This window comes from Vibrio vulnificus NBRC 15645 = ATCC 27562, from assembly GCF_002224265.1.
GTDB classification, from domain to species: domain Bacteria; phylum Pseudomonadota; class Gammaproteobacteria; order Enterobacterales; family Vibrionaceae; genus Vibrio; species Vibrio vulnificus.
Window position 1 is genome coordinate 489,230 of the sequence record NZ_CP012882.1, and the last position, 24,274, is coordinate 513,503.

Annotated in this window: 19 protein-coding genes; 9 read left to right on the forward strand and 10 right to left on the reverse strand. The window is 49.9% G+C overall.

Translation table 11 applies throughout. The annotated features are described in order from the left end of the window. Positions 1-66: 66 nt before the first annotated feature. Complete coding sequence (locus AOT11_RS17840) at positions 67-2,499, reverse strand: M9 family metallopeptidase (protein WP_017419921.1); 2,433 nt, start codon at positions 2,497-2,499, stop codon at positions 67-69. 278 nt (positions 2,500-2,777) lie between these two features. Between AOT11_RS17840 and AOT11_RS17845 the strand changes: the two genes are divergently transcribed. Together AOT11_RS17845 and AOT11_RS17850 are read left to right on the forward strand one after the other, a co-directional pair. After that, positions 2,778-3,392 (forward strand): histidine phosphatase family protein, encoded by a 615-nt coding sequence (locus AOT11_RS17845; protein ID WP_017419922.1) that lies wholly within the window; start codon positions 2,778-2,780, stop codon positions 3,390-3,392. Positions 3,393-3,644: 252 nt separating this feature from the next. Further along, positions 3,645-4,376, forward strand: a complete 732-nt coding sequence (locus AOT11_RS17850; RefSeq protein ID WP_223848371.1) for an EAL domain-containing protein — start codon at positions 3,645-3,647, stop codon at positions 4,374-4,376. 55 nt (positions 4,377-4,431) lie between these two features. On the opposite strand, the gene AOT11_RS17855 is transcribed toward AOT11_RS17850, so the two are convergent. From AOT11_RS17855 to murQ, 3 genes are all read right to left on the reverse strand, one after another. Next, the gene (locus AOT11_RS17855) at positions 4,432-5,490 is read right to left on the reverse strand and encodes a porin (protein WP_026050238.1); all 1,059 of its coding nucleotides are present in this window, start codon (positions 5,488-5,490) and stop codon (positions 4,432-4,434) included. 164 nt (positions 5,491-5,654) lie between these two features. Beyond that, on the reverse strand, positions 5,655-7,115 hold the full coding sequence (gene murP / locus AOT11_RS17860) for a PTS N-acetylmuramic acid transporter subunit IIBC (protein ID WP_017419924.1): 1,461 nt from the start codon (positions 7,113-7,115) through the stop codon (positions 5,655-5,657). A 25-nt stretch (positions 7,116-7,140) separates the two neighbouring features. Then, complete coding sequence (gene murQ / locus AOT11_RS17865) at positions 7,141-8,043, reverse strand: N-acetylmuramic acid 6-phosphate etherase (protein WP_026050237.1); 903 nt, start codon at positions 8,041-8,043, stop codon at positions 7,141-7,143. A gap of 246 nt (positions 8,044-8,289) precedes the next feature. Between murQ and AOT11_RS17870 the strand changes: the two genes are divergently transcribed. Then, a complete protein-coding gene (locus AOT11_RS17870; RefSeq protein WP_011082036.1) occupies positions 8,290-9,138 on the forward strand; it encodes an SIS domain-containing protein in 849 nt (282 codons plus the stop codon). Between the two features lie 172 nt (positions 9,139-9,310). Beyond that, positions 9,311-10,525, forward strand: a complete 1,215-nt coding sequence (locus AOT11_RS17875; protein ID WP_017419926.1) for an RsmB/NOP family class I SAM-dependent RNA methyltransferase — start codon at positions 9,311-9,313, stop codon at positions 10,523-10,525. Between the two features lie 69 nt (positions 10,526-10,594). Here the strand turns inward: AOT11_RS17875 and AOT11_RS17880 are convergent, their stop codons facing one another. Next, entirely contained in the window at positions 10,595-11,629 is a 1,035-nt protein-coding gene (locus AOT11_RS17880; protein ID WP_399462548.1) for an ElyC/SanA/YdcF family protein, read from the reverse strand. A 551-nt stretch (positions 11,630-12,180) separates the two neighbouring features. On the opposite strand from AOT11_RS17880, the gene AOT11_RS17885 reads away from it, so the two are divergent. From AOT11_RS17885 to AOT11_RS17895, 3 genes are read left to right on the forward strand one after another with little or no spacing between them, the layout of a single operon-like run. Next, positions 12,181-12,471, forward strand: a complete 291-nt coding sequence (locus AOT11_RS17885) for a co-chaperone GroES (RefSeq protein WP_011082031.1) — start codon at positions 12,181-12,183, stop codon at positions 12,469-12,471. 34 nt (positions 12,472-12,505) lie between these two features. Beyond that, positions 12,506-14,104, forward strand: a complete 1,599-nt coding sequence (groL, locus tag AOT11_RS17890; protein WP_017419929.1) for a chaperonin GroEL — start codon at positions 12,506-12,508, stop codon at positions 14,102-14,104. A gap of 48 nt (positions 14,105-14,152) precedes the next feature. Further along, on the forward strand, positions 14,153-14,365 hold the full coding sequence (locus tag AOT11_RS17895) for a hypothetical protein (RefSeq protein ID WP_017419930.1): 213 nt from the start codon (positions 14,153-14,155) through the stop codon (positions 14,363-14,365). Positions 14,366-14,433: 68 nt separating this feature from the next. Here AOT11_RS17895 and AOT11_RS17900 read toward each other — a convergent pair whose 3' ends face one another. Both AOT11_RS17900 and AOT11_RS17905 read right to left on the reverse strand, forming a co-directional pair. After that, positions 14,434-15,627 (reverse strand): ISL3 family transposase, encoded by a 1,194-nt coding sequence (locus AOT11_RS17900; protein ID WP_026050384.1) that lies wholly within the window; start codon positions 15,625-15,627, stop codon positions 14,434-14,436. A 148-nt stretch (positions 15,628-15,775) separates the two neighbouring features. Continuing rightward, the gene (locus tag AOT11_RS17905) at positions 15,776-16,678 is read right to left on the reverse strand and encodes a LysR family transcriptional regulator (RefSeq protein ID WP_017421344.1); all 903 of its coding nucleotides are present in this window, start codon (positions 16,676-16,678) and stop codon (positions 15,776-15,778) included. Between the two features lie 179 nt (positions 16,679-16,857). On the opposite strand from AOT11_RS17905, the gene iadA reads away from it, so the two are divergent. Together iadA and dcuC are read left to right on the forward strand one after the other, a co-directional pair. Continuing rightward, a complete protein-coding gene (gene iadA / locus AOT11_RS17910) occupies positions 16,858-17,994 on the forward strand; it encodes a beta-aspartyl-peptidase (protein WP_017421345.1) in 1,137 nt (378 codons plus the stop codon). A 9-nt stretch (positions 17,995-18,003) separates the two neighbouring features. Continuing rightward, on the forward strand, positions 18,004-19,470 hold the full coding sequence (gene dcuC / locus AOT11_RS17915; protein ID WP_017421346.1) for a C4-dicarboxylate transporter DcuC: 1,467 nt from the start codon (positions 18,004-18,006) through the stop codon (positions 19,468-19,470). A gap of 38 nt (positions 19,471-19,508) precedes the next feature. Here dcuC and AOT11_RS17920 read toward each other — a convergent pair whose 3' ends face one another. From AOT11_RS17920 to AOT11_RS17930, 3 genes are all read right to left on the reverse strand, one after another. Then, complete coding sequence (locus AOT11_RS17920) at positions 19,509-20,063, reverse strand: flavodoxin family protein (RefSeq protein WP_017421347.1); 555 nt, start codon at positions 20,061-20,063, stop codon at positions 19,509-19,511. A 165-nt stretch (positions 20,064-20,228) separates the two neighbouring features. Next, complete coding sequence (locus AOT11_RS17925) at positions 20,229-22,343, reverse strand: type I secretion system permease/ATPase (protein WP_011152840.1); 2,115 nt, start codon at positions 22,341-22,343, stop codon at positions 20,229-20,231. Between the two features lie 12 nt (positions 22,344-22,355). After that, positions 22,356-24,269, reverse strand: a complete 1,914-nt coding sequence (locus AOT11_RS17930) for a bifunctional diguanylate cyclase/phosphodiesterase (RefSeq protein ID WP_026050496.1) — start codon at positions 24,267-24,269, stop codon at positions 22,356-22,358. Between the last annotated feature and the right edge of the window lie 5 nt (positions 24,270-24,274).

Here is a 24,274-nt window from a genome sequence, read left to right on the forward strand (position 1 = left end):
TTCCTTTAAAAGGCAAACGCCACCTTGCGGTGGCGTTTGTATTTCATTTGTCTTTCCAACTCATGATCAGTGGAAGTAAACCACCATCTCGACGTCATCGCCTTGTTGTGGTGCGTTGAGTGAAAAATGCAGATAACCCGCTTGCTCAACAGGAATCGCGAGGTATTGGTTGCTGCCAGCGTAGCGAGATGCAAACTGGTGCTGCTCTGGGGTTGGCCAATGTTCACGGCTGGCGTATAGGTTCACGTTGCCTTGGCTGTCCGAAGGGGTGAGATCGCTTAGCCAAATGCGCACTTCGCTCACACCCTCTGGTACATACACCGCGGCGTAGCGCTGCTGGTGGACGGTCAAATGCTGTGCCTGACCCGATTGCAGCATGACAGGTGCAAGGTCATCTTGCTCTTGGATTGGTGGCGTGGGTGCCGCGGTGTTTACTGTTGCGGTTAGGTTCACGGCTTGGTAGCTACCACGGCCAGTGATGCTCAGATAGTAGCGGCCCGGTTTCACATAGCCAGAAGCGTCGGCAGCAAACTGAATTTCTTCATTACTGCCATCGACAAATTCGCTCACTTCAAAATCGTAATAGTGGGCCACTTGGTTGTAACTCATGTAGAGATCCGCATCGCCATCGCCCTCAATGGCCACGCTAAAGTGGGTGGTATTGGCGGGCACATCCACGTAGAACAGCTTCTCACTGTAGGCTTCGCCGCTGAGGGTAATGCTCTGATTGGCCTGCAACTGCGCCACATCATCGCTCGGCTCTGTTGGCGTATCTGGGTCGGTGTCTGGGTTTTCTGGCGTCACTTCTAAGCCATCTAACCAGCGAGCAAATTCGCCGTCGTATTGCTGGCCAAGAGTTTGTACTTGCTGCGCCCACTGTTCGAACTGGCCAGAACGCGACAAAGCCAATAGCCCCTCAACCTCTTGAGGGTGGTTTTCCAACATGAAGCGCACCGCCAAATAACCCCAGCGATAAATGCGATTGGTATCGTGCGAGTAGCTGGTGGCAAACACTTGCGAGAGGCTCATTTTCCCTTGGGCAATCAGTTCAATGGCCGCTTGGTAGCCATGTTTGTAATGCATGTACTCAGCAAAACCCTCTAGCCACCAAACCACATAACCGTGAGCGAGGTTGTCGCTAAACGAGCCATATTGGTTAAAGCGCGCATCCAAGTAGTGGGTGTACTCGTGCTCTAGGTTCAGAATCGAGAGTTCTTCGCCATTGGCGTAGCGATAGGCGACAAAACGAGCGGTGTTATTCTCATCGGCCGGGTTGCCTTCAAGATACTGGCCGCCGTTGTCGGTGGTGTTGCCAAACAGAAACGCGGAGTAATCGACATAGCTGTCATTGTTGGCGAACACCGCCACTTCCACACGTTGGTTGTGATCGTCCGCTACTGGCTGCATGCCAGTATTGGCCACTTGGTGGAAATCGGCTTCTTTCGCGGCCAATACATCACACGCTTTGGCGGCTTGTGCTGGAGTGAGATCCTGTGAACGGATGATCGCAGGGCCTTGGCATTCGTGGCGGTTAGGCAATACACGAGCGGCGAGATCGCGCTTCGCTTGCGGCAAATCCAAACCATTTAACGCTTCTGGGGCGAAGTAGCTGAGCATTTCCACTGCTGCGAGCCACAACTTATCGTGTTCGCTACCCAATGGATAACGAGCCATCACGCGTTGCATTACTTGTACGGCTTTTTGTTTAGTGGCTTTGTCTGGGCTGGCGATCAAGCGGCCCGTTTCGCGCAGTGCGTTAAACACCAAAAAATCGGCATCAGTATCGAGCGCCCATGCGTTGTCATTCGCGAATTTTTCCAGCGTATCGATGTGTTGAGTGTTGCTGGCAAGGTAGCGATAAAACGCGTCGTTGGCGATATGGCCCGCCATTGAGCGGAACAGGTTGTTGAGGCCATCAACCCACTGAGTATTTTTCGCTGTCTCAGGGTTAAACTGTTGCAGCGCCAGCATCATCGCATCCATGGTCAGCGGCAGTTGCTTAATGTTGTCCACCATCAGCGTGAGGCTCTTCATCGCGCCCACTTGCTCACGCCCTTGATCAAGAGCATGAGGGTTGGCTAAAAACGCGTTGATGGTATGGGCGAACTGCTGGCCCAAGAGATCGGAAAAGGCCGCCACGTTTCCTGCGTTGTAACGAACGTAGTAGGCTGCGCGAACGTATTCGCCCAAGTTTTCAATGGCGCGCGCTTGCTCGGCTTCGCCTTGGTACGTTTGTACCGCTTGGTGTAGTGCCACCTGAATGCGGCTTAAGCTCGCTTCGCTGTAGATGTTGTTCAACGTGTCAGCTGAGGCAGAAAACCAACCACTGTAACAGGTGTAATCTGCGCTGGAGATGGCAGCGGCAAGATCGGGCGACTGCTGCAATTGGGCAACATCGCATTGGGTTTGCGCAAAAGAAGCACCAGAGACCGTTGCGAGTAAACAAGCCAGAGCCAAACGGCGACGAGGGAAAGGAAGAAGAGACATAACCACACTCATTGATTAGTAAAATAATTTGAGCGGTGTGTTATATGCCCTGTGCGTTACGAAATGAAACTTGTCTCATAAATTTTATGAGCTCAGTTCAGAAAATAGATTTATTACTCTAATTTATAGATCTGACGGCATGAATTTTACTCGTTGAAAACGTTAATAAAAAATTAAATAAATGGAACGAAGTAACGTATAAACAGAGTCAACTTTGACTCAAAAACACGCTTTTGCAGCGGGAAAAAGTTTGCGGTAACGTGTTTGGCCAGTGAATAAGGAGTCAACGTTTGAGACAGTTTTTTATTTTACGACATGGGCAAACCCTGTTTAATGCCGAGCAAAAATTACAAGGGCACTGCAATTCACCATTAACGGAAAAAGGTCAGCGCCAAGCATTGAGTGTGGGCCGAGTATTGCAAGGCTATCTTGAGTCAGGCTCATATCACGTCTATTCCAGTTCGTTGGGCCGAGCGTTGCAAACGGCAGAGATCGTTTGTCAGCAGTTAGGCTATGCAGCCGAAGAGATCATCGCCGACGACCGATTAAAAGAGTTCTCGTTAGGGGATTGGGAGCAAAAAACCTTGCCCGAGTTGCAAGCGACACGGCCGAATCTTCTTGATGAGGCAGATTGGTATTTGCAAGCGCCCAACGGTGAACGTTATGAACAAGTACAACAACGTTTATCACAATGGTTGGAAACGCTGCCAGAAACGGGGCGCTTTGTGGTCGTGAGTCATGGTTTAACGGGTATTGTGCTTCGCGGTATGCTGCTTGATTTGGACTATGAACAAGTATGGCAGCAAGATCTTCCGCAAGATGCGTTTTTTAAGATCGTGAATGGCCAAGTGGAGCGTGTAGACTGCCCAATGTCTGAAGGGCGAGCGCAAGCAGTCTCCGCGTAGTTTCAAGCACCAGAGATGGAATTCTCTGGTGTATGTTCAACATCGTCGGCGAATGGCGATGAGAGAACGAGGAAGAAATAGGCCGACATTCCCATATAAACTTCCCCATATTTGAGACGCGTAGTCAGAAATTGTCTTGTCGACGTAAGAATTTGTAAGTTGGTATAGCCAGACAAAATCCTTTTGTTACTATCGATAAACTTATAATTAACAATCGTCAGTATGCAATATTTTCAGGTTATGGAGTCGATTTTGAGTAAAATTCATCCCAATGAGGAGGGGTTTTACTCACTGCATCTCGACGGGCTTAGGTTTGAGAGTGCGTTCCAACCCATCTATGACAAGACGATGGCCATTTATGGTGTCGAATGTTTGGTGAGGATTTTTGATGCACAAGGACATTCCATCAATCCAGGACTCTTTTTCAGCGAACTGAGTGATCAACTCGAGCGCTTCTCGTTTGCTATTTTGGCTGCCTCGACCTTACATGTGCGAAACTTTGTCAAATCGAACTATCGCAACAAACACCTCTTTATCAACACTTCTCCGCTGCTGTTTGAAGAGCTGGCTAACAATCAAAGTGCCATTGATCACCTTGTGGGGGCGCTGAATTACTATGGTTTAGAACCCAATCAATTGATTTATGAGATCATGGAAACCGCGGGTGGCAGCGAGCGACTGGCCGTTAGTGGTGTGCAAAACTTATTGAATAACCAAATCAGAACCGCAATCGATGACTTTGGCTGCCACTATTCCACCAAAGAGCGGGTTCGTCTCCTTCATCCCGCGTTTGTCAAAGTAGATAAAAGCATTATTCAAGCGGGGGCGAGCCAAATGCAAAGTGCCATCGCCTGCGCGCATTCGGTTAACGCGCTAACCATCGCAGAAGGCATCGAAGATCAGCAAACCTTAAACCAATGCATTGAAGTTGGGTTTGATTATTTCCAAGGATACTACTTGGCGCGACCGACCAAACCCATGTGAGTGCTTACTTAGAGCAAAAGTCCGCTAGGCCAATTAGCCTAGCGGGTAAAGGCGCTTACAACTCGTAACGTAAGCCGAAGTGGTAGTAGCTTTCATCGGCATGCGCTCCCCCAAAGGAAGTTTCTTGGCCGCTGCTGTAGCCGCGCTCGCCGTTGCGATCTACATAGCTGGTGTAAATGGAGGAACGAGCGGTCAGCTTGTATTGCACTTCTAAGGTGGTATCGTTCAGTTCTAGCTCGTCGCCGCCGCTGTTTTGCAATGAGCGATAACCCGCGCGCAGCGCCCATTTGTCGCTAAGGTTATACACCGCGGTCAGCTCGGTCACTTTATCGGTACTGGTTTGTGCGTAGAAGCCTTGCAGTTCATCTTCAGAATAGAGCGCCCCGAGCATCACATCACCCAAGTAATAACGCGTGCCGACACCCCAAAAAGTGTAATCGGTGTCGTTGCCTTCACGTGCGTCACCTTTGTTTTTCTGTATGGCCACCACTGGCGCTAGGCGGCCAAAGTCACCCATGTCGATGGTGTAACGAAGCGCGGCGTTGTAGCCGTAATCGAGCTCGGAAGTGTTGTTGCCCAGAATGTAAGCGGCAGAAAGGTCAAGATTGCCGAACTGATTTTGGTATTGCAGTGTACCGTCTTGACGGAAAACCTGAGTGGCGGTTTTGTCCACTTTGTTGGCTTGGCGCGCCATCGAGACATCGGAAGAAGCAAACACATCGCCAATGTCAGTAAACATGATCAAGCCAGACGAAACACGGCCACCCGTGATACGGCCATACTCTTTGGCATCAATCCCCGCCCACACATAACGCGCAGTCAGAGCCGGTTTGTCGTTCACTTGGTTAGCGTATTCTGCCGCGCCAACTTGATATTGCGCCATGCCAATCACCGACACATGCTCGTTAATGGTTTGCGAACCACTCAGGCCAATACGGCCATCAAATTCGCCCTTGCCATCGCCATGTGTATTGTTTTTGTTGGTGATGTTGAAGCCCAAACGAGAATAGAGATCGACCGTTGAGCCATCCTCTGCTTGATAAATTTCTGCCGCCAAAACGGTGTTGGAGATAAATGCCGCAGGAAGTAGCACAGAGAGAAGCGTTTTTTTCATTTTCATAACCTCAATGAGTGGGAAGTTTTCCGTTTTTCAGACACAGCAGCGCCCCTTCCGATGGTTCGAAATCCTAAAAGCGGTGTCTGTAGGGTTGGGTTAAGGAGTGCGCCCTTGAGTGCTCAAAGGCGCGGCCAGTTCATTCCTATAGGGGGAAGAATGAATCAGCTTAAATCGATGTCTTTGCTGCCAAAGAAGTAGGTGGCGAGGAAGCCGACCACGTAGGAGATGAGCAGGCCAACCACGAAGACCGCCATGCCAGCGAAGATGCCGCTGTGCGATGTCATCAGTGGGATCGCCACGATACCAGAAGGGCCAAACACGGTATTCAAACCGACAGGTAAGCCAAGGTAGGAAACCAAACCGATGAAGAAGCCGCCCGCCGCGCCACCAATACAGGCCGTCACAAACGGTTTGACGCGTGGCAGGGTGACGCCGTAAATCAATGGCTCACCGATGCCGAGAATGCCCGGGATGATCGCCCCTTTCACTTGTGTGCGCAGCACCGCGTCTTTCTTCGCTTTGAAATACAGTGCCAGTGAAGCCCCCACTTGGCCGCCGCCCGCCATCGCCAAAATGGGGAACAGTGAGTTAAAACCTTGCGCTTCCATCAGCGCAAAATAAACAGGCACAAAGCCTTGGTGGATACCAAACACCACTGAAATCAAAAACAGACCAGCAAGAATCGCCGCGCCCAGCGGGTTGTCGTTGAGGTTCAAGAACAGCCAAGACATGCCTTTGAACAGCTCGCCACCGATAGGCATGATCACCACAAACGTGACCACACCCATTATCAGCAGCGTGACCACTGAGGTAAGAATCATGTCGAGATCATCGGGCATGTATTCACGCACTTTGCGTTCCACTTGCGCACCAATGATCGCCGCCAGCAGAACGCCGATGATGTTGCCTCGCGGGTCAATGGTGTAGCCAAAGAACTCACTCATGCCCGAGTAGATGCCAGAGGTGGCATCTGGGTTGTAGCCCAGCACAAAGAGTGACGCGAGAATGGCGCCGTTCACGCCAGAGCCACCAAAGGCTTGCTGCGCGTTATAGCCGATCAAGATGCTAAGGAAGGCAAACAACCCCTTGCCAAACACTTTCATGTAGGCGATCAGATCGAGCATAAATTGGCTTGGGGTTTGCTCCAGCACGAACATTTGCTCAAGCAGCGTAGCAAAACCAAGCAGCAAACCCGCGGCAATGAAACCGGGGATCAGCGGGGTGAAAATGGTGGCAAACTTGCTCAAAAAGCGTTGCACCGCGCTGGTCTGTTTGCTCTTCATTTGCTTTTTCTGCTCAGCGGCAACGCTGGAGAGATCGTTCGTGTCGCTGGCAATAGCCTGTTCTTGCACATCGCCATTAATGACGCTTTCAATCAGCTTGTTCATCAGCTCGGCTGCTTGCTGCGCTTTGCCGGGGCCAAGGATGATCTGAAATTGCTCATCGCTTTCCACCACGCCCATGACGCCGGGGATCTGCTTAATCACAGCCTGATCTGCCACGCCATTGTTGGCCAGCGTTAAGCGAAGTCGGGTCATGCAGTTGCCACATTTGCTGACATTACTGCTGCCGCCCACCGCAGCCAGCAGCTGCGAGATCATTGTTTGGGTTATCTTTGCCATAACGGTCTCCTTGAAACCTTAATGGTTACTTGTCGTTCAGCGCAGCGCGGATAAAACCGTTGTGCTGTTGTAATTTGTTTTTGGCTTGCTCGGCATCTAGGCCAGAAAGAATCATTAAAATCGCGGTCTTGCAGTGGCGATCGCATGCTTTGAGCGCTTCTTCTGCTTCTTCTGCGCACACGCCAGTGGCCTCTACAACGATGTTGGTTTGGCGTTGGATCAGCTTGGCGTTGGTTGCTTCCACATCCACCATCAAATTGCCAAACACTTTGCCACTGCGGATCATCGCGCCGGAGGTCAGCATATTGAGCACCAGTTTTTGCGCCGTGCCTGCTTTCATGCGAGAAGAGCCTGTGACCACTTCTGGGCCCACCACCGGCAAAATGGCGATTTGCGCCGCATCGGCCATTGGGCAAACCGGATTACAGGCGATCGATACCGTTGTTGCGCCAATTAAGGTGGCGTATTCCAAACCGCCCAACACATAGGGTGTGCGTCCGCTTGCGGCAATGCCGACCACCACATCGTTGGCTGTCAGGTTGAGTGATTTGAGATCGTTTTGCGCCAGCTCTCGGTTGTCTTCGGCATTTTCCACCGCTTTTAGAATGGCAGTGTGGCCACCGGCAATCAGGCCAACCACGAGCTCTGCCGGAGTGCCGTAAGTTGGTGGGCACTCACTGGCATCAAGAATGCCTAAGCGGCCCGAGGTACCTGCGCCCATGTAAATCAAACGGCCACCGTGGGCAAACGCATGTGTGATGGCATCCACCGCTTGGGCGATGTGCGGCAAAACCGCTTCCACCGCCAGTGCGACTTTCTGATCTTCTTGATTGATGACTCTGAGCATCTCGACGGTGGACAGGGTATCAATCTCTGCACTGGCTGGGTTGCGGCTTTCTGTAACCAAACGGCTTAAATCAATTTTCATGGTGGACATTTCTCGACAATAGGTTTTGAACTGAGGGCGATTCTATGGAATAAAATATTCTATTTTGGTGATAAAAATCACACTTGAGGTTATTCTTTAGGCAGATAAACTCTGGAATAATGGGACTAAGTCAAAGGTAATAATGACCGTTAATTGAAGAAAAGTCGCTTTTAATTAGTGGTTTGCTGTTTTCGGTTTTTATTTCTCGTTTGGAATAATTTATTTAAACTTTTTTGAGGTTTTACTGTGTCTGTTATCAATAAAATCGTCGCAAGACGAACTCAGTTGTCGCAAAGTGGCCGAGTGATTGGCGATTGGATTGTTGAAAATGCAGAAAAAGCGGCGCAATTAACCAGCCAAGAGTTGGCAGAGCAGGCACAAGTGAGCCAATCGAGCATCGTCAAATTTACTCAGCGACTCGGCTTTAAAGGTTACAGTGCGTTTAAGCTCGCTCTAACGGAAGAAATTGGTCGCAAACAAGCGATGCAGGCTACGCCGTTGCACAGCGATATTCTGGCCGATGATCCGCTGGCGGTGATTGCACAAAAGCTGATTAAAGCCAAAACCGACGCGATGTTTCAAACCACCAATGCGCTTTCGTATGAAGCGTGCCATCAAGCGGTGCAGTGGTTGAGTGAGGCAAGGCGCGTGCAGATCGTCGGCATTGGAGGCTCTGCGCTAACGGCAAAAGACCTCAGTTATAAGCTGCTTAAATTGGGCATCACCACCTTGGCCGAGCAAGACAGCCATGTGCAGATCGCGGTGGCGCGCACTTTGAGCGAACAAGATGTGCAAATTGCCATCTCGTTCTCAGGAGAGCGCAAAGAGATCTTGGTGGCGGCCGAAGCGGCCAAAGAGCAGGGAGCGAAAGTGATTGCGCTCAGCTCACCGAAAAAAAGCCGATTACGCCAAATTGCGGATATGACCTTCGACACCATTGCCGATGAAACCGAACATCGCAGCTCGGCGATTGCTTCACGCAGCGCACAAAACGTCATCACCGATTTGCTGTTTATCATTCTGGTGCAGCTGCGTGATGAGAGCGCCAGGCAGATGATCAGTGACATCTCCTCTGATATTCGACAGATTTTGTAGCTCAGCGCGATTCATTGCGCTCACCCCGAGCAAGTGGTGAATTGCTTAACAATCTTGTGAACCATCGTGCCTTGCGAAATCAGCAAGTTAGCTGCGATGGTGTGCGCCTCGCTTGCTAGACCCGACAATAACTCCTATCATGTCGCGGTTTTTCTCTTCTTTGGATGCTTTTATGCTCAAATCGTCTCTTTCGCCTTCCTCTTCCAATCTGGTTCTTAGTATTCTTGATTTGGTTTTGAACGAAGGTTCGCCTCTGGATAGAGCCTATTCTCGCCACTTCTCTGAGTTGAATTTGATCAGCGCAGAGCAAGCACGTATTACGATGGTGACTGGCGATGTGCTGCGCCGCCTCAACCTATACTGCTTTTTGGCCGATATCGATGCGTCGAACATCAGCCGCGAGAGCATGCGTTTGATTCACATTTGGCATAAATTCCACGGCTTAGCGCTGCCAAAAACCAATTACGCAGAAGCGATTGAAGACGATCTTTTCCAAGCAAAAATGGAAGAAGCCAAAGCACAACCCGCCCTTTGGGATGGTTGTCCAGAGTGGCTTGATGTGTTGGGTGAGCGAGAGCTTGGTGAACTTTGGGCGGCAGAGCGTAGCGCGCTGGCGAAACCGGCTAAGCGTTACTTACGCGTTAACTTACTCAAGTGTGACCGTGATGATCTCGCCAAACGTTTGAACAAAGAAGGCGTGAGCACCGTGCCGGTGGACGGTGTGGAAAGTGCGCTGGAAGTGACGTCAAACTCAGCCCTATTTAAGACGCAATCTTTTGCTGACGGTTGGTTTGAGCAGCAAGATGCGGGCTCACAAAAAGTCGCGGCGGCGTTGGAGGTAAAACCGGGCATGCGCGTGATCGATGCGTGTGCGGGCGCAGGGGGCAAAACTTTACACTTGGCCGCGATGATGGCAGGTAAAGGCCGTTTGCTGGCGATGGATGTAGAAGAGTGGAAGCTCAACAACCTCAAAGAGCGTGCGCGTCGTGCTGGTGCACATAACGTTGAAACCCGCTTGATCACCAGCAGCAAGACCATCAAGCGTTTGAAGCTGTCGGCGGATCGCGTGTTGCTCGATGTGCCGTGTTCAGGCCTTGGCGTTCTCAAACGCAACCCAGATGCCAAATGGCGTGACACCGAAGAGCGTTTGCCAGTATTGATGGAGCTGCAAGCCCACATTTTGGCTAGCTACAGCCGTATGGTGAAAGTGGGTGGCATGTTGGTTTACGCGACGTGCTCCATCATGCCGTGTGAAAACCGTGGTCAGGTGGATGCGTTCTTAGCGGCGAACCCACATTTCCGTTTGATCGATGATGAAAACATTACCCCAGCCAACTCAGGCTTTGATGGTTTCTACTTAGCGCGTTTAGAGCGCATCGCAGAATAACCTAGCGATTTTCCCATCTTAAAAAAGCCAGAATCGACATTCTGGCTTTTTGCTTATTGGCGTTTCAGATTAACGAAACTCCAGTGGCGAAGAGCGGTAGCTCCACATGCCAAAGGTGCGTAGTGCATCGCGGTAAATCCCCAGTAACTCACCACTGCTGGCTTGTTTGAGCTCATTCAATGGTTTGTCTGGGTAGGCCACGGTATCAAAAGTGATGTTACGCGGGCCGGTTTGCCAAGTGGCGATTTCAAACAGAGTTTGGCCACGGCGCACATGGCTGGCAGAGCTAATGATGGTGGCGTGTTTTACACCGTGACGCGCTAAGGCGTAGGCGCTGAACAAGGCATTATCCACGGTGCTGGTGGCGTAGTTTTCTTCAATAATGCGATTCGCGCTAATGCCGCGTTCAATCAACCAATCGGCCATCAACTTGCCTTCGGTTTTGTGATTTTGTGGTACACCACCAGTTAAGATGATCAGCGCTTCTGGGTTGGCTTTGGCCATGGCGAGCGTGGTTTCTAATCGCTCGATGAGAATATCGTGCATCGAACCATCGGGATTGAGGGCATAGCCCAAAGTGACAATGGCGTCGTTACTGCCTAACTGACGTGTGGCTTTCTCTTTAAGGGGCGTTTGAAGAATGCGATCTACCGTGGAAAGAAGGCGTTGCAGATCCGCTGCTCGACCTGGGTTAAGCGTGTTCAGTGCCGTGACATGCTGCTGATACGCTTGCTCGTTGCCCTTGAATTTTTGCCATACCGCAAGGTAGGTGTGCAAATCGACATCATCGGGGGCAACGCTCAGCGCCTGTTGAAACAGTTCAATCGCTTTATCGACATTCTTGTTGTAGATCTGCGCGTTGGCGGCAGAAATCAGCAAATCGGTACGATACGGTTCTAGCTGGTACGCTTCGAGCAAACGATCGGTCACGATTTCCATGTTGCTCGGCATTTTTGCAGTGAAACCCGCATGAGACACACGTGCTGGAGACTTAAATGCCACCACAGCATCGTGCAGCAGTTGATCAACCACTTGTCGCTGAGTGACCAGCTGTGCGTATTCTACCGAAGGTTTCACCGTAGTTTGTGCGGCCCATGTACTCATCGGTACGGCAATCACACTGCACAGCGCAATGGCAAGCAGATTCTTCTTCATTTTTATTCCTTAGGCTTGCGCCAAATGTTGGGGGACAGAAGCCCTCACACTACGAAATTGCGGTGACATTACCGTGAAGTAACACGCAAAAAATTCGTCAATTTTCATTCGTTTGCATTTTTGGAATCAAAGTGTCAGTTGTAAGAAGGCCGCTGAACGGCCAGATGGTTTTACAGTGTAAATGGCTCGGACAGCAGCGAAGATCGAGGTTGCAATGACTCACCATTCATTCTTGTTATGGCGATATTTTTGCGGGCCATTGGCAGCAATGTGTGGCTCGGTGGCGGCGGGCAATCCGTGTCGTGTGATTCGGGCGTTGGACACCACGATTTAATAAACAACTTTTGTTGGTTTATAAAAAAATTTTTATCAAATTTCCCCCTTGAACTCTCTCTAACTGACCCTATTTTTTCTGCGAGAGCGCTGGATAGCCTCTCGCCAGAATTTGATTTATCAACCTGTCTTTTATCTTTTTGAGAATTAAGTAGGAGGCAATCTCAATGAACATTCGTCCTTTAAATGACAAGCTGATTGTTGAACGACAAGAAGTGGAAAACAAATCTGAAGGGGGAATCGTTTTAACCTCACAATCGGTTAAAAAATCCAATCGCGGCAAAGTGATCGCCGCTGGTCTAGGTAAACGTCTTGAAAATGGAGAACGCGCATCGATGGAAGTGAAAGTCGGTGATGTGGTGATTTTCAATGACGGCTATGGCGTGAAAACAGAAAAAATGGATGGGAAAGAGTATTTGATCCTGTCTGAATCTGATGTGTTAGCCATCGTTGAGTAATGCATTTTAGTTGTGGTGAAAAGAGGAGAATATCATGGCTGCAAAAGATGTTTTATTTGCAAATGACGCACGTCAAAAGATGCTGAAAGGGGTCAACCTACTGGCAGATGCAGTGAAAGTGACACTGGGCCCAAAAGGTCGCAATGTTGTGCTGGATAAGTCATATGGTGCACCAACCATCACTAAAGACGGCGTTTCTGTTGCCAAAGCCATTGAATTAAAAGACAAGTTCGAAAACATGGGCGCGCAAATGGTGAAACAAGTGGCGTCCAAAGCCAATGACGAAGCTGGGGATGGCACCACCACGGCGACGGTATTGGCTCAAGCCCTGATCAACGAAGGGTTAAAAGCCGTTGCGGCAGGCATGAACCCAATGGATCTCAAACGCGGGATCGACAAAGCGGTGGATTCGGCGGTTGAGAAATTACGTGCGATGGCCCAGCCATGCAGCGACAAAGAATCGATCACACAAGTGGGTTCTATCTCTGCCAACAGCGATCGTGCGATCGGTGAAATCATTGCTGAAGCGATGGAAAAAGTGGGTCGCAACGGTGTGATTACCGTGGAAGAGGGCCAAGGTCTTAGCAACGAACTCTCTGTCGTCGAGGGGATGCAATTTGACCGTGGCTATTTATCGCCCTACTTCATCACCAACCAAGATTCTGGTGCGGTCGAGCTCGATAACCCTTATATCTTGCTGGTGGATAAGAAAGTCAGCAGCATTCGCGAACTGCTTCCTGTGTTGGAGTCGGTCGCGAAAGCCTCCCGTTCACTGCTGATCATTGCCGAAGATATTGACGGCGAAGCGTTGGCAACGCTGGTGGTAAACAACCTACGCGGCATTGTACGTGCTGCGGCGGTGAAAGCCCCCGGCTTTGGTGATAACCGCAAAGCGATGTTGGAAGACATTGCCGTGCTCACCGCTGGTACGGTGATTTCTGAAGAGATCGGCCTAGAGCTTGAAAAAGCGACGATTGAACAGTTGGGCAGTGCGAAGAAAGTCACCATTACCAAGGACACCACAACGATTGTTGGCGGTGCGGCGCAAGAAAGTGCTATCCACGATCGTGTCGCGACCATTGAAAAGCAGATCGAAAATACCACTTCCAGCTACGACAAAGAGAAACTTCAGCAGCGCATTGCTAAGCTTTCTGGTGGCGTGGCCGTGATTAAGATCGGCGCGGCAACCGAAGTGGAAATGAAAGAGAAGAAAGACCGTGTGGATGATGCTCTGCATGCAACTCGCGCAGCGGTTGAAGAAGGGATTGTCGCAGGAGGTGGCGTGGCATTAACTAAGATTGCCAGCGAGCTTGCGGATCTGAAAGGTGATAATGACGACCAAAATGTGGGTATTCGTGTGGCGCTGCGTGCCATGGAGGAACCACTGCGTCAGATTGCCATCAACTCAGGTGACGAAGGTTCGGTGGTGGCCAACGCCGTTAAAGCGGGTGACGCTCACTATGGCTACAACGCCGCGACTGGCGAGTATGGCAACATGATCGAAATGGGTATTTTGGACCCAGCGAAAGTCACGCGTTCTGCGTTGCAATACGCCGCGTCTGTCGCCGGTTTGATGATCACTACCGAAGCGATGATCACCGATCACGTCGCGGACACATCGTCTGAAATCTAGTGAGACTTTGGCGGGCAAACGCCCGCCAAATAGGGTGAGGTTGATGTTATGACACGTTTGCCAGCATTGTCGTTTTCAGTGCGTGAGACGGGAAAAGCTTGCTCAAATACCGATTGGCCAAGTGTGATCTGTTTTCCCAGCGTCACTAAAGGTTATCCGGAGTTTTCTATCAAGAAGGGGCTAGCAAAACCAGCCAGAGTGGTGGTGTTCACCATTGATGTTTCTCAACTGATGCGAGCTGGTGAACGCGTTATCCATTAACGCCTCTCTTGGTTCTCTGTGTTTCCCCTCTCTTTTTTGGCCGCAAACGACGCGGCCTTTTTTATGGTTCATCGCGGCTTTCCGGGGAAAGCCGCTTTAATCTTTAAGAAGAAGTAATCTGTATCTCGATAGCCATATCCCATCCGCTTGATTAACTTTATCTTGTTATTTATCCCTTCAAGCGTACAGGTGTTCAGGGGGTAGCTTGCTGAAGCAGTAATCCCATCAAGGTATGGACGGAGCTTTCGAGCGAACTCTTTTAGCGGCTTAATCCCACTCTCATTCACTTGCTCCCACCATACCTGCCATAGGTTTTTAGCCTGAAGTTCCGATCCGCAGCGCCACAGTTCCTTTAATTGCGCACCCAGTAAGTAGGTTGTCATCAGATCCTGATTCATATTCAATATTTCAGTGAGATAGCTTTCCTGTTGCGTATTTAAATTATCCCTATTTTTCAATAACACCCAGCGAGAACGCTTGACCCATTGCCTTGCTTTTTTATCTTGTTTTAGCTTATTGGCTTGGTCGACTCTGACTCTATCCATCACTTCGCGACCGAATTTAGCAACAACGTGGAACAAGTCGTAAATGATACGGGCATTTGGGCAATGCTCTTGGACTTCAAGGTCAAAAGCCGTATTCATATCCATTGCTACCGCTTCGATGTTTTTGCCATGCTCACCTAACTGCTCGAAGAACGGTCGAATATCCTTACGGCTTCGGCCCAGTCCAATCCAGATAACCTGATGGCTTTTAGCGTCAGCAATGACGGTGGCATAACGATGTCCCTTAAAAATCGCGAACTCGTCCATGACGAGTTGCCTTAATTCACCCCATTTAACTTGCGGTACTACTTGTTGAAGTCGACGCTTATCTATCTCTTTGATTGTGTGCCAATGAACACCTGTCAATTGGGCAATATGCTTAATGGGCAACAGCGGCAACAACTGTTCTATATAGTTTCGTAGACGATTGGTGATACGAGCATAAGGCTCTAACCAAGATAATCGTTCCGTTTTAATACCGCAGTGACTACACTTAATGCGTCGAGTTTGGACGGACAGTTCAACGGGCATTCCAAGCAGTGTCGCTTCTTTCACGTTGCGCCACTGATACTCATGTACGGCTTGAGCTTTAAGTCCACACGGGCACTTAGCGATAGAGTTCGGTTCGAGAGTGAGCTTCATCAATGATGCAGTCTGATGAGACTTTACAATATGAAAGCCTTCCCAGAATGAAGATAGGAAAGTATGATTCGACATGAGAACGGTAGTTTGTGTAGGTTTTTTTTGGCGATAAAACTCTATCACTTACTACCGTTTTTGTTTTGGCTTCCCGCTTATCCGCGATGAACCTTTTTTATTAAGTAGTGGGTCAGATCTTTTTGTTTGAAGGCGAGCGAGAGCGCGTTTATGACTTGTCGATTTCTTGCCAAAATTGATCCACCGCAGCGCGATGGTTGGTGGTTGAGCGATAGCAGAGAATATCGATTGGGATCTGCCATTCTTTTTGTTCCTCAAACGCGATGACAAGACGATCTTGCGCCAGCTCCTCCTCGATCACGTGCATTGGCACCCAAGCAACCCCCGCGCCACCAATCGCCATTTTCACCAGTGATTCACTCAAGGTGGTTTCAAAGACTGGCTTGAGGGTCAGTGGCAGCGTCTTTAACACGGGTTCAACCACTTTTGACAGAAAGGTGTGCTCACTGTAGCTCAGGTAGGGAATAGCTTGGTCTGCTTTGAGCGACTCAAGTAAGTGCGGTGCAACCACGGGCACCACTTTTTCACTGTGTATGACGCACTTCTCAAGCTTCTCTTCAAGCGACAGCGATGGCCTCATCGCGGAAATGTTGTAAGTAAACAGCAAATCGGTGGAGTGATCTTCCAGCATCTGAAAATGGGCGTCGATACCCAGAACCGAAGGGGTGACCGACAAGTTGAGATGACTCAACGCTTCGGCGCTTTGCAAAAACAGTTTAGGTAGCAAGTTCACCGCCAAGGTGTGCAGGCACACAATGCGAACGGTATGGTCTGTTTTCAGCGAGGCTTGGGCAAAATCTTCTTTGGTCACCTTTACCTGATTCAGCAAGTTTTCTGCATAAGGGACGAATTTTTGTCCGTGTTCAGTCAAGGTGATGGGGTAAGAGGTGCGGTCAAATAACGGCACACCAATCCAGACTTCCAAGGCTTGTATGCGGCGGCTAAAGGCCGATTGCGTAACAAAGCGTGCTTTGGCAGCAGCAGAGAAATTTCCCAGTTCCATTAAACTAAGAAAGTCTTCTAACCATTTGAATTCTAGTGGGTTATTCATGACGTTTTCACTCTATGATTTGCGCGCATAGTATCATTCTTAATCAGCAATGGAAATGACAATACCTGCATTGAATGTGTGGTTATGCTGTCGTCATGGTGCTTTGCATAAGCCTGAGTCGAGAGCGATATGGGGATAGGCAGAGCAAGGAAATACCAAAAACAAAGAACGAGGAACGCATGTTTACCCTACTAAAAAATGCCGATCTCTATGCTCCAAATCATGTCGGAAACGTCGATATATTGGTTGGGCAAGGGAAAATTCTTGCCATCGAGCCGCAACTGAATCTTCGCGGGCTTGAAGCGGTTACACAGATCGATTGTCACAACAAAATGGTCACGCCCGGTTTGATTGACCAGCACCTCCATTTGACGGGGGGAGGCGGTGAAGCGGGCTTTGCCAGTCGAACTCCACAGGTTACGTTATCGCACCTGATTCAAGCGGGAAGCACCACGGTCGTTGGGGTGTTGGGGACGGATGGCATTTCACGTTCGCCGCGTGATTTGTACGCCAAGGCCGCAGCGTTGACCGAAGAGGGCATCACGGCCTTCATGCATACCGGATCGTATGAAGTCCCGACCCAAACCATTACTTCTTCCATTCGCGATGACATTACCTTTCTGCCTTCGGTGCTCGGGGTAAAAATCGCTATTGCCGATCATCGTTGTTCTTTTCCGTCTCTGCATGAGTTAGCCCGCATAGCCTCTGACATTCGCATCGCCGCTTTGCTGGCTAAAAAACGCGGTTTACTGCACATGCACATGGGGGCGTTAAAAGACGCGTTTGCACCGATATTCGAATTGATCCAAATGGGTATCCCTATCTACCACTTTTCGCCCACGCATGTTGCCCGTACGGCTCCGTTGTTTGAGCAAGCGATTGAGTTCGCCAAAATGGGCGGCTATATCGATGTTACCTCCGGAGGCACCTTATACACCTCACCGCAAGAGGCGATTTTGCACGCCTTGGAGCAAGGGGTTGCCCCTTCGCACATCACCATCAGTTCCGATGGCAATGGCAGCTTGCCAAAATTTGATGCGCAAGGAAACATCATTGGCCTAACGGCGGCGAGCGTGGATGGCAACCTTAAACTGCTTCCGATGCTGATTGATTGTGGTGTTTCACCTGAGGTGGCGTTCTCGATGCTCAGTGCCAACGTGGCGGATTCTCTTGGCATTCGCAAAGGGCGAATCCAAGTGGGGATGGATGCGGATCTCTGTATTTTCAATCAAGATTTCTCCTTAAATAGCGTGCTCGCTAAAGGGCAAACCATGCTGCTCAATCATGAGCTGTTGGTGACAGGCAACTTCGAGTAAGGAACTAAGATGAGCTTAATTATTGCGTTATTAGGGCTGGTTTTTGCTGGCCGTTTGATCTTGAAGAACTACAACCCGCAAGCGGTCTTATTCTTTACTGGGATTGTGTTGATGGCGATCTCCATCTTCACCAACAACGCCAGCTTTGTTGCGAAATCGACCGGTTGGGTAGGCTTTGATATTTTTGAATACATCAGCCAAGTGTTTAGCAAGCAAAGTGGTGGCTTGGGTTTGAACATCATGCTGATTGGTGGTTTTGCGCTGTTTATGTCGGCCATCGGCGCCAGTCAGGTGATGGTGAAAGTGGCAGCCAAGCCGTTGATGAAGCTCAATTCACCCTATTTGATGTTGGCGTTGGCCTTCATTCTTGGTCAAGCTTTGTCGTTGTTTATCTCCAGCGCGACAGGGTTAGCTCTGCTGCTTATGGCGACGTTATACCCAGTGTTGATTCGATTGGGCTGTAGCAAAGCAGGCGTGGCGGCGGTGCTGGCCAGTACCTGTGCGATTGAGTTTGGCCCAGCGTCTGGGAACTCGATTCTTGCTGCGCAAACTGCGGGCATGGACATCACAGCGTTTTTTGTAGGCGAGCAGCTTCCGATTGTTACTGTGCTAATTATTGCTGTGGCGCTGATTCACGCCTTAACGCAGCGCTACTTTGACAAATTGGATGCGAAGTCGAATGCCGAGCAAGACTCGCTGGCTAACGTGGACGATGCACAAAGCGATGCCCCCATGTTCTATTTGCTGCTGCCGATGCTGCCGCTGTTCTTCATGCTGACTTTCAGCAAATTGGGCATTGAGAGCATTAAGGTGAGCTTGTCCAATGCGATTTTACTGAGCATTTTCATTGGATTGGTGTGTGAGTTTGTTCGAGTCAAACAAGCCAAACCGGTGTTTGACAAGCTACAAGGCATCTTTAATGACATGGGCAAGGTATTCGCGGCGGTAGTGACCTTGATTGTCGCGGGTCAGACGTTTTCGATGGGTTTGAAATCGATTGGTGCCATTGATGCCATGCTTGAGATGGCCAGCGGGGCGGGCCTCTCTGCCGCCATTATCATCCTGTTTATGGCGATCTTAACCTTCACCATTTCTGCCTTAATGGGCTCGGGGAATGCAGCCTTTTTCTCCTTTGCTCCTATGGTGCCGCAAATCGCGCAGAAAATTGGTGCGAACGCGGCAGACATGATTTTGCCTATCCAGCTTTCTGCGGGAATGGGGCGTACGATCTCTCCCATTGCAGGGGTGATCATTGCGGTTGCTGGTATTTCTGGGCTCTCGCCTTTTGATATCGTGCGTAGAACCTTTATTCCGATGTTTATTGGCTGGCTATTGATGTTGGCGATGACATTTGCACGTGGCGGCCAACTGATGCAACTGTTGCCGTTCTTGGTGCTGATGCTAGCGGCCGTCGGCGTTGGTGCATGGCTGCTGCGTAAGCGCAAAGCCGCTCAACCAGAACAGGCATCAGCGTAGTCAAAAAATGCCCCTCTTACTAGGAGGGGCCGTTCACATTACAAACGCGTTACCCATTGTGCAACGCGTTTGCCAAGGTATTGAGCAGTGGCTAAATCGCTCGGGTGCGCTTGACCTTCCATACCTTGTGCCACGACACCACTTTGTTGCCCAAGTCGGTTTAACCCTTGCGGACCAAAGCCGCCTGCCACATCTAAGTTGACCCATAGCATACCGTGTTGACCGGCGAGAGTGGTTAGGTATTGCAGAGTGCTGGATTGATCACCGTTGTAACCCCCACCGCTGGTAAAGCCTGCTGCCAGTTTATTGGCCCAGCGTTGATCGGCCCAGAATTCGCTACTGGCATCGGCAAAGGCTTTAAATTGGGCAGAAACGCCACCCATGTAGGTTGGTGAGCCAAAGATAATCGCATCGCAGCTAAGGAGCACTTCAAACAGTTCTGGGTGTTCAAAACGACCTTCAATAATGGAAGCACCCTCAATGCGGTGTTCGATGACCTGTACATCTTGCGCTTGAATGCCATCGATGATGGCTTGGGCGAGTTGGTGGGTAATGTCGGTTTTGCTGAAATAAACAACGGCGATTTTCTTCAAAATATGCTCCTTAGTGGTAGGTATTCATGGCTTGCTATGTTCAAGTGGCGCAAGGTTAATTCCTCTAGTTAACTTGAGGTCAAGAGGTGGGGGCGAATTTTTGCAGATAAAAAAACGCCCTGAACAGGTTCGGTTCAGGGCGTTGGTGGTGAGAGGGAGTGATGGTTAGCTGACTGCGCGAACTTTGCCTTGTTTGAGATCGCTCAGCACTTGGGCTTTTGGACCGTCGGCAATCACGCTGCCTTTTTCCATCACAATCACGCGGTCGACCACGTCCAGCATCGAGGTTTTATGGGTGATCAAAATCAGCGTTTCACTCGGTTTAAGCTGAGAAAGCTGATATTTGATCTGCATTTCAGAGCGGTTATCCATGGCGCTGGTGGGTTCATCCATCAGCAACACAGGCGGTCTGCCAAGGAAGGCACGAGCGATGGACACCGCTTGACGCTGGCCACCTGAGAGCATGGCGCCGCCTTCACCAACTTGGCGCTCAAGACCGGCAGGATCGGCTTGGGTGAATGTGGTGACCCCAGCGCGATTTGCGGCATCGAGCACATCACGGTCATCCACAAGGGGGCGGCCTAAGGTGATGTTTTCGCGAATGGTGCCAAAGAACAGATTGCTGTCTTGCGGTACGCAGCCGATGTTACGGCGAATATCGACATGGTGGAGCTGTTGAATGTCGGTATCGTCAATGCGTACGTGCCCGGCGGTGGGTTGATAAAGACCCATGATCAGGCGCTCTAACGTGGTTTTGCCTGAGCCAATTCGGCCAATGATCGCCACTTTTTCACCTGGGTTGATGGTGATGCTCAAATCACGAATGGAGGCGACGGGGGCATCTGGGTAGTGGAAGGTGACGCGATCCAGTTCTACTTTACCTTGCACCATAGGGCGGTGAATGTAGCGTTTACCTTCTTCCTGCTCGTCTGGCATTTCCATGACTTGATTAATGATGGTCATGGAGGATTTGGCTTGATTATAGCGAGTCGAAAGCAGTGAAAGCTGAACCAGTGGACCAATTGCTTTGCCACTGAGCATCGTGGCCGCAATCAAGCCACCCATGGTGAGATCGCCGTTCGAAATCAAATAGACACCTAAAATAATCATCGCCACGTTAGCACTTTGCTGAACAAAACCAGCGGCGTTTTGGATGCTGTCGGTGAGACGGCGAGTCTTGATGTTCCAGTTCGCCATGTGCGCGACGGCTTCTTCCCAGCGGTATTGGAACTGGCCTTGTGCGCTAAACAGTTTCACGGTTTCTAAACCCGCTAAGCTCTCAATCAGGTTGGCGTATTTCTGCGATGCCAAGCGTGAGCCTTCTTCAATGGAGCGGCGCAGTGGGCCTTGGATCAGTGCAGAGTGAATCATCAAAATCACCACACCTGCGATCGGCACATACACTAAATCGCCGGCCATCAGCCAGATAAGCAGTAGGAAGAGTAGGGCAAACGGCAAATCAATCAGCGCGCTGACGGTGGCCGACGTAAAGAACTCGCGAATGGATTCAAACTCTTGCAAGTGACGTGCAAAAGCGCCAACCGATGGCGGTTTGGATTCCATTCGAATGCCCATCACTTTGCTAAACAGCTTGGAGGAGATCAGAATATCGGATTTTTTCCCCGCCACATCGATGAAGTAATTGCGCAGCATTTTTAGAATGAAGTCGAATAGGAAGACGACAAAAATCCCGCTCGCCAACACCCATAGGGTTTCAAACGCGAGGTTTGGCACCACTTTGTCATAGACGATACGGGTAAACATTGGTGCGGCGATGGCAAATAAGTTGATCAGGATAGAGGCGATCAGCACATCACGATAGATGTGTTTAGACTGCCATAACGTTGACCAAAACCAGTGCCCTTCACGTGTTTTGAGAATCTCTGGTGAGCGTTCATCGTAACGAAACTGCTTTTTCACCAAGAAATAACGCCCAGTATATTGCTGTTGCAGTTCTTCAAGAGGGATGAGAACGGGCACCATGCCGCTTTCGAGCGTCGTGATTTCCGCTTCACCAGCCTCTTTGTTGACGCTGATGAGTACGCAAGAATCACCGCCTTTCAGCAGCAAAATCGCCGGCAGTACAAGGCTGGAGATTTCGCTCAGCTCAGCACGGTTTTCTTTTGCAACTAAGCCTGCTCGCTCAGCGGAGCGAGGCAGGAGAAACGGCGTCAGTTTACCATCTGATAACGGTAAGCCGTTGATCAGGGCATCCGGTGAATTCGCTAAGCCGTAATAGCGGCTGACGTAAATCAGCGAATTTAATAATGGATCTTTCATGAGATAACCTTACTACTCTTTATCTACGATGAAGCCCTGGAATACTTCAACAAAATGTTCTGACAAGAAATCAAGCTGCGTTTGCGTTTCCACACGAGAGGCAATAGTGGTGATGCCAAGGTTGTGCGCCGCGCGAGAAATAGACGTCAGTGTGAATTTCTGCTTTTCGTCATCCAGATTATGGGTAAACAGGTAATCCAGTTTTACGTAATTTGGACGGTATTCGTTGATGTAATCAAGCGATTGGAAGTTACGCCCATAATTGTCGACACCAAATTCCGCGCCCGATGTGCGAATGGCATGACACAGCAGCGCCGCGTGGTGTGGCTGATGAATAAAGCACTCTTCTGGGATCTCAAAGTGAAGCAAAGAGGCCACATCACGGTTTTTCTCAAGCGTGTTGGTGATCCAACGAATAAAGCTTGGCTGTGACAAACTGCTTTGAGCGATGTTGATTGCCAATGGCTCGGCCACCAAGCCCGTTTGCAGTTTTTCAATCATCGAGGTGATGACGTATTGGTCAAAGATATGGGTCGCTTCAAGCTGTTCGAGTGCGTAAAGGTATTGGTTGGCGCGGTAAACTTGGCCATCTTTTTCGATGCTTGAGAACACTTCTCGGTGGAAGGTTTGGCCATTGATGGTGTTCGCCGCTTGGAAACGGAAGTGAACCCATTGATTGTGGATCGCCTCTTCAACCAGCGCTTTCCACTGTTGTTTACCCATCATGCCGCCTTGGCTGTCACTGCCGACAAAACCGTATTTCTTCTCTGGTGTGGCTTTGGCTTTCGATAGGGCGTTATCCACCATAGAGAGCATCTCTGAGCGGGTTTTGCTCTCTTTGATGTAGGCAATACCCAGCGCCACTTTGGCATCTGCAGTGCCGGTTGGATCGGTGTTGAGCATGTTTACGCAGTTCACAATGCTGTCGGCGACAATTTTTAGTTCGCTTTCATCCATGTGCGGGAAAATCAAACCAAATTCATCGCTGGAAATACGTGCAAGCGTCGCCCCTGGGATTGAGATGGTGCTGTCGAGCTGTTTGGCAAGCTCTGCTACCATTCGGTCAGCCGATTGATAATCTTTGTTGTCGTACACTTCACCGATGTATTCCGCGTTAAGCACCGCTACGCCACCCGGCGCATTTTCCGCTAGCCATTGATCCAATTGGCTAATGTAGTAAGAGCGGTTGCCCAGTTTCGAGATCGGGTCGATATAGGCTTGTTCACGCAGGCGTTGCGCTTCTTTCGCTTGCTCTTTAAAAGAGACTTCGATTTGAGCAGACATGCGGTTGATGCCATCAACCACGGCAATCAGATCTTTGGTATGAGGACGAGTCAAAGGGTCGCCAAACTTGTTGTTGGCGATGTCGTTCATCTTATTAATGATGGCAGTAAGAGGTTTCAATGAACGTTTTAAAATATACGAGATAGAGAGCAGGCCGATAAAGAAAACCCCAGCAAATGCGGTGAGCAGACGCATTAACGCTTTCCAAAGCTGTTCGTAAGCAGCACCAGGGTGGCTGACAATTTCCACCTCAGCAAGCTGCAGCCAGCCACTGGTCACGATGCGCTGATCGTGAATACGTTGGAACAGGTTTAGCTGACTAAACCAAGTGGGCACGGAGCTCGGTTGTATCGGATAGGTACGAATGATCTCTTCCCCTGAATCGAGGAAAATCAATCGAACTACTGAGTACGAACTGCCATCAAACAAAGCGTTGATCACGGATTCCACCGCCACCTTATCTTTGTCTTTTAGGTAAGGGGCTAGCGCCAATCCTACCGTGTTGATGGTGTTATTCATCTCAGAGCGTTGTTGCTGCTCTAGGCTATTCCGAGTGGTATTGAATTCGATTACAAAGACTGATGCCATCAGCAGTACAAAGACTGTAATCATACCAACCACGAGTTGTTTATATAGTGTCATGCTCA

Excerpts from the sequence above, each read along its gene's own strand:
- AOT11_RS17840 (WP_017419921.1), bottom strand. The coding sequence starts at position 2,499 with ATGAGTGTGGTTATGTCTCTTCTTCCTTTCCCTCGTCGCCGTTTGGCT.
- AOT11_RS17855 (WP_026050238.1), bottom strand. The coding sequence starts at position 5,490 with ATGAAAAAAACGCTTCTCTCTGTGCTACTTCCTGCGGCATTTATCTCC.
- murP (WP_017419924.1), bottom strand. The coding sequence starts at position 7,115 with ATGGCAAAGATAACCCAAACAATGATCTCGCAGCTGCTGGCTGCGGTG.
- murQ (WP_026050237.1), bottom strand. The coding sequence starts at position 8,043 with ATGAAAATTGATTTAAGCCGTTTGGTTACAGAAAGCCGCAACCCAGCC.
- AOT11_RS17875 (WP_017419926.1), top strand. The coding sequence starts at position 9,311 with ATGCTCAAATCGTCTCTTTCGCCTTCCTCTTCCAATCTGGTTCTTAGT.
- AOT11_RS17880 (WP_399462548.1), bottom strand. The coding sequence starts at position 11,629 with ATGAGTACATGGGCCGCACAAACTACGGTGAAACCTTCGGTAGAATAC.
- AOT11_RS17885 (WP_011082031.1), top strand. The coding sequence starts at position 12,181 with ATGAACATTCGTCCTTTAAATGACAAGCTGATTGTTGAACGACAAGAA.
- groL (WP_017419929.1), top strand. The coding sequence starts at position 12,506 with ATGGCTGCAAAAGATGTTTTATTTGCAAATGACGCACGTCAAAAGATG.
- AOT11_RS17895 (WP_017419930.1), top strand. The coding sequence starts at position 14,153 with ATGACACGTTTGCCAGCATTGTCGTTTTCAGTGCGTGAGACGGGAAAA.
- AOT11_RS17900 (WP_026050384.1), bottom strand. The coding sequence starts at position 15,627 with ATGTCGAATCATACTTTCCTATCTTCATTCTGGGAAGGCTTTCATATT.
- AOT11_RS17905 (WP_017421344.1), bottom strand. The coding sequence starts at position 16,678 with ATGAATAACCCACTAGAATTCAAATGGTTAGAAGACTTTCTTAGTTTA.
- iadA (WP_017421345.1), top strand. The coding sequence starts at position 16,858 with ATGTTTACCCTACTAAAAAATGCCGATCTCTATGCTCCAAATCATGTC.
- dcuC (WP_017421346.1), top strand. The coding sequence starts at position 18,004 with ATGAGCTTAATTATTGCGTTATTAGGGCTGGTTTTTGCTGGCCGTTTG.
- AOT11_RS17925 (WP_011152840.1), bottom strand. The coding sequence starts at position 22,343 with ATGAAAGATCCATTATTAAATTCGCTGATTTACGTCAGCCGCTATTAC.
- AOT11_RS17930 (WP_026050496.1), bottom strand. The coding sequence starts at position 24,269 with ATGACACTATATAAACAACTCGTGGTTGGTATGATTACAGTCTTTGTA.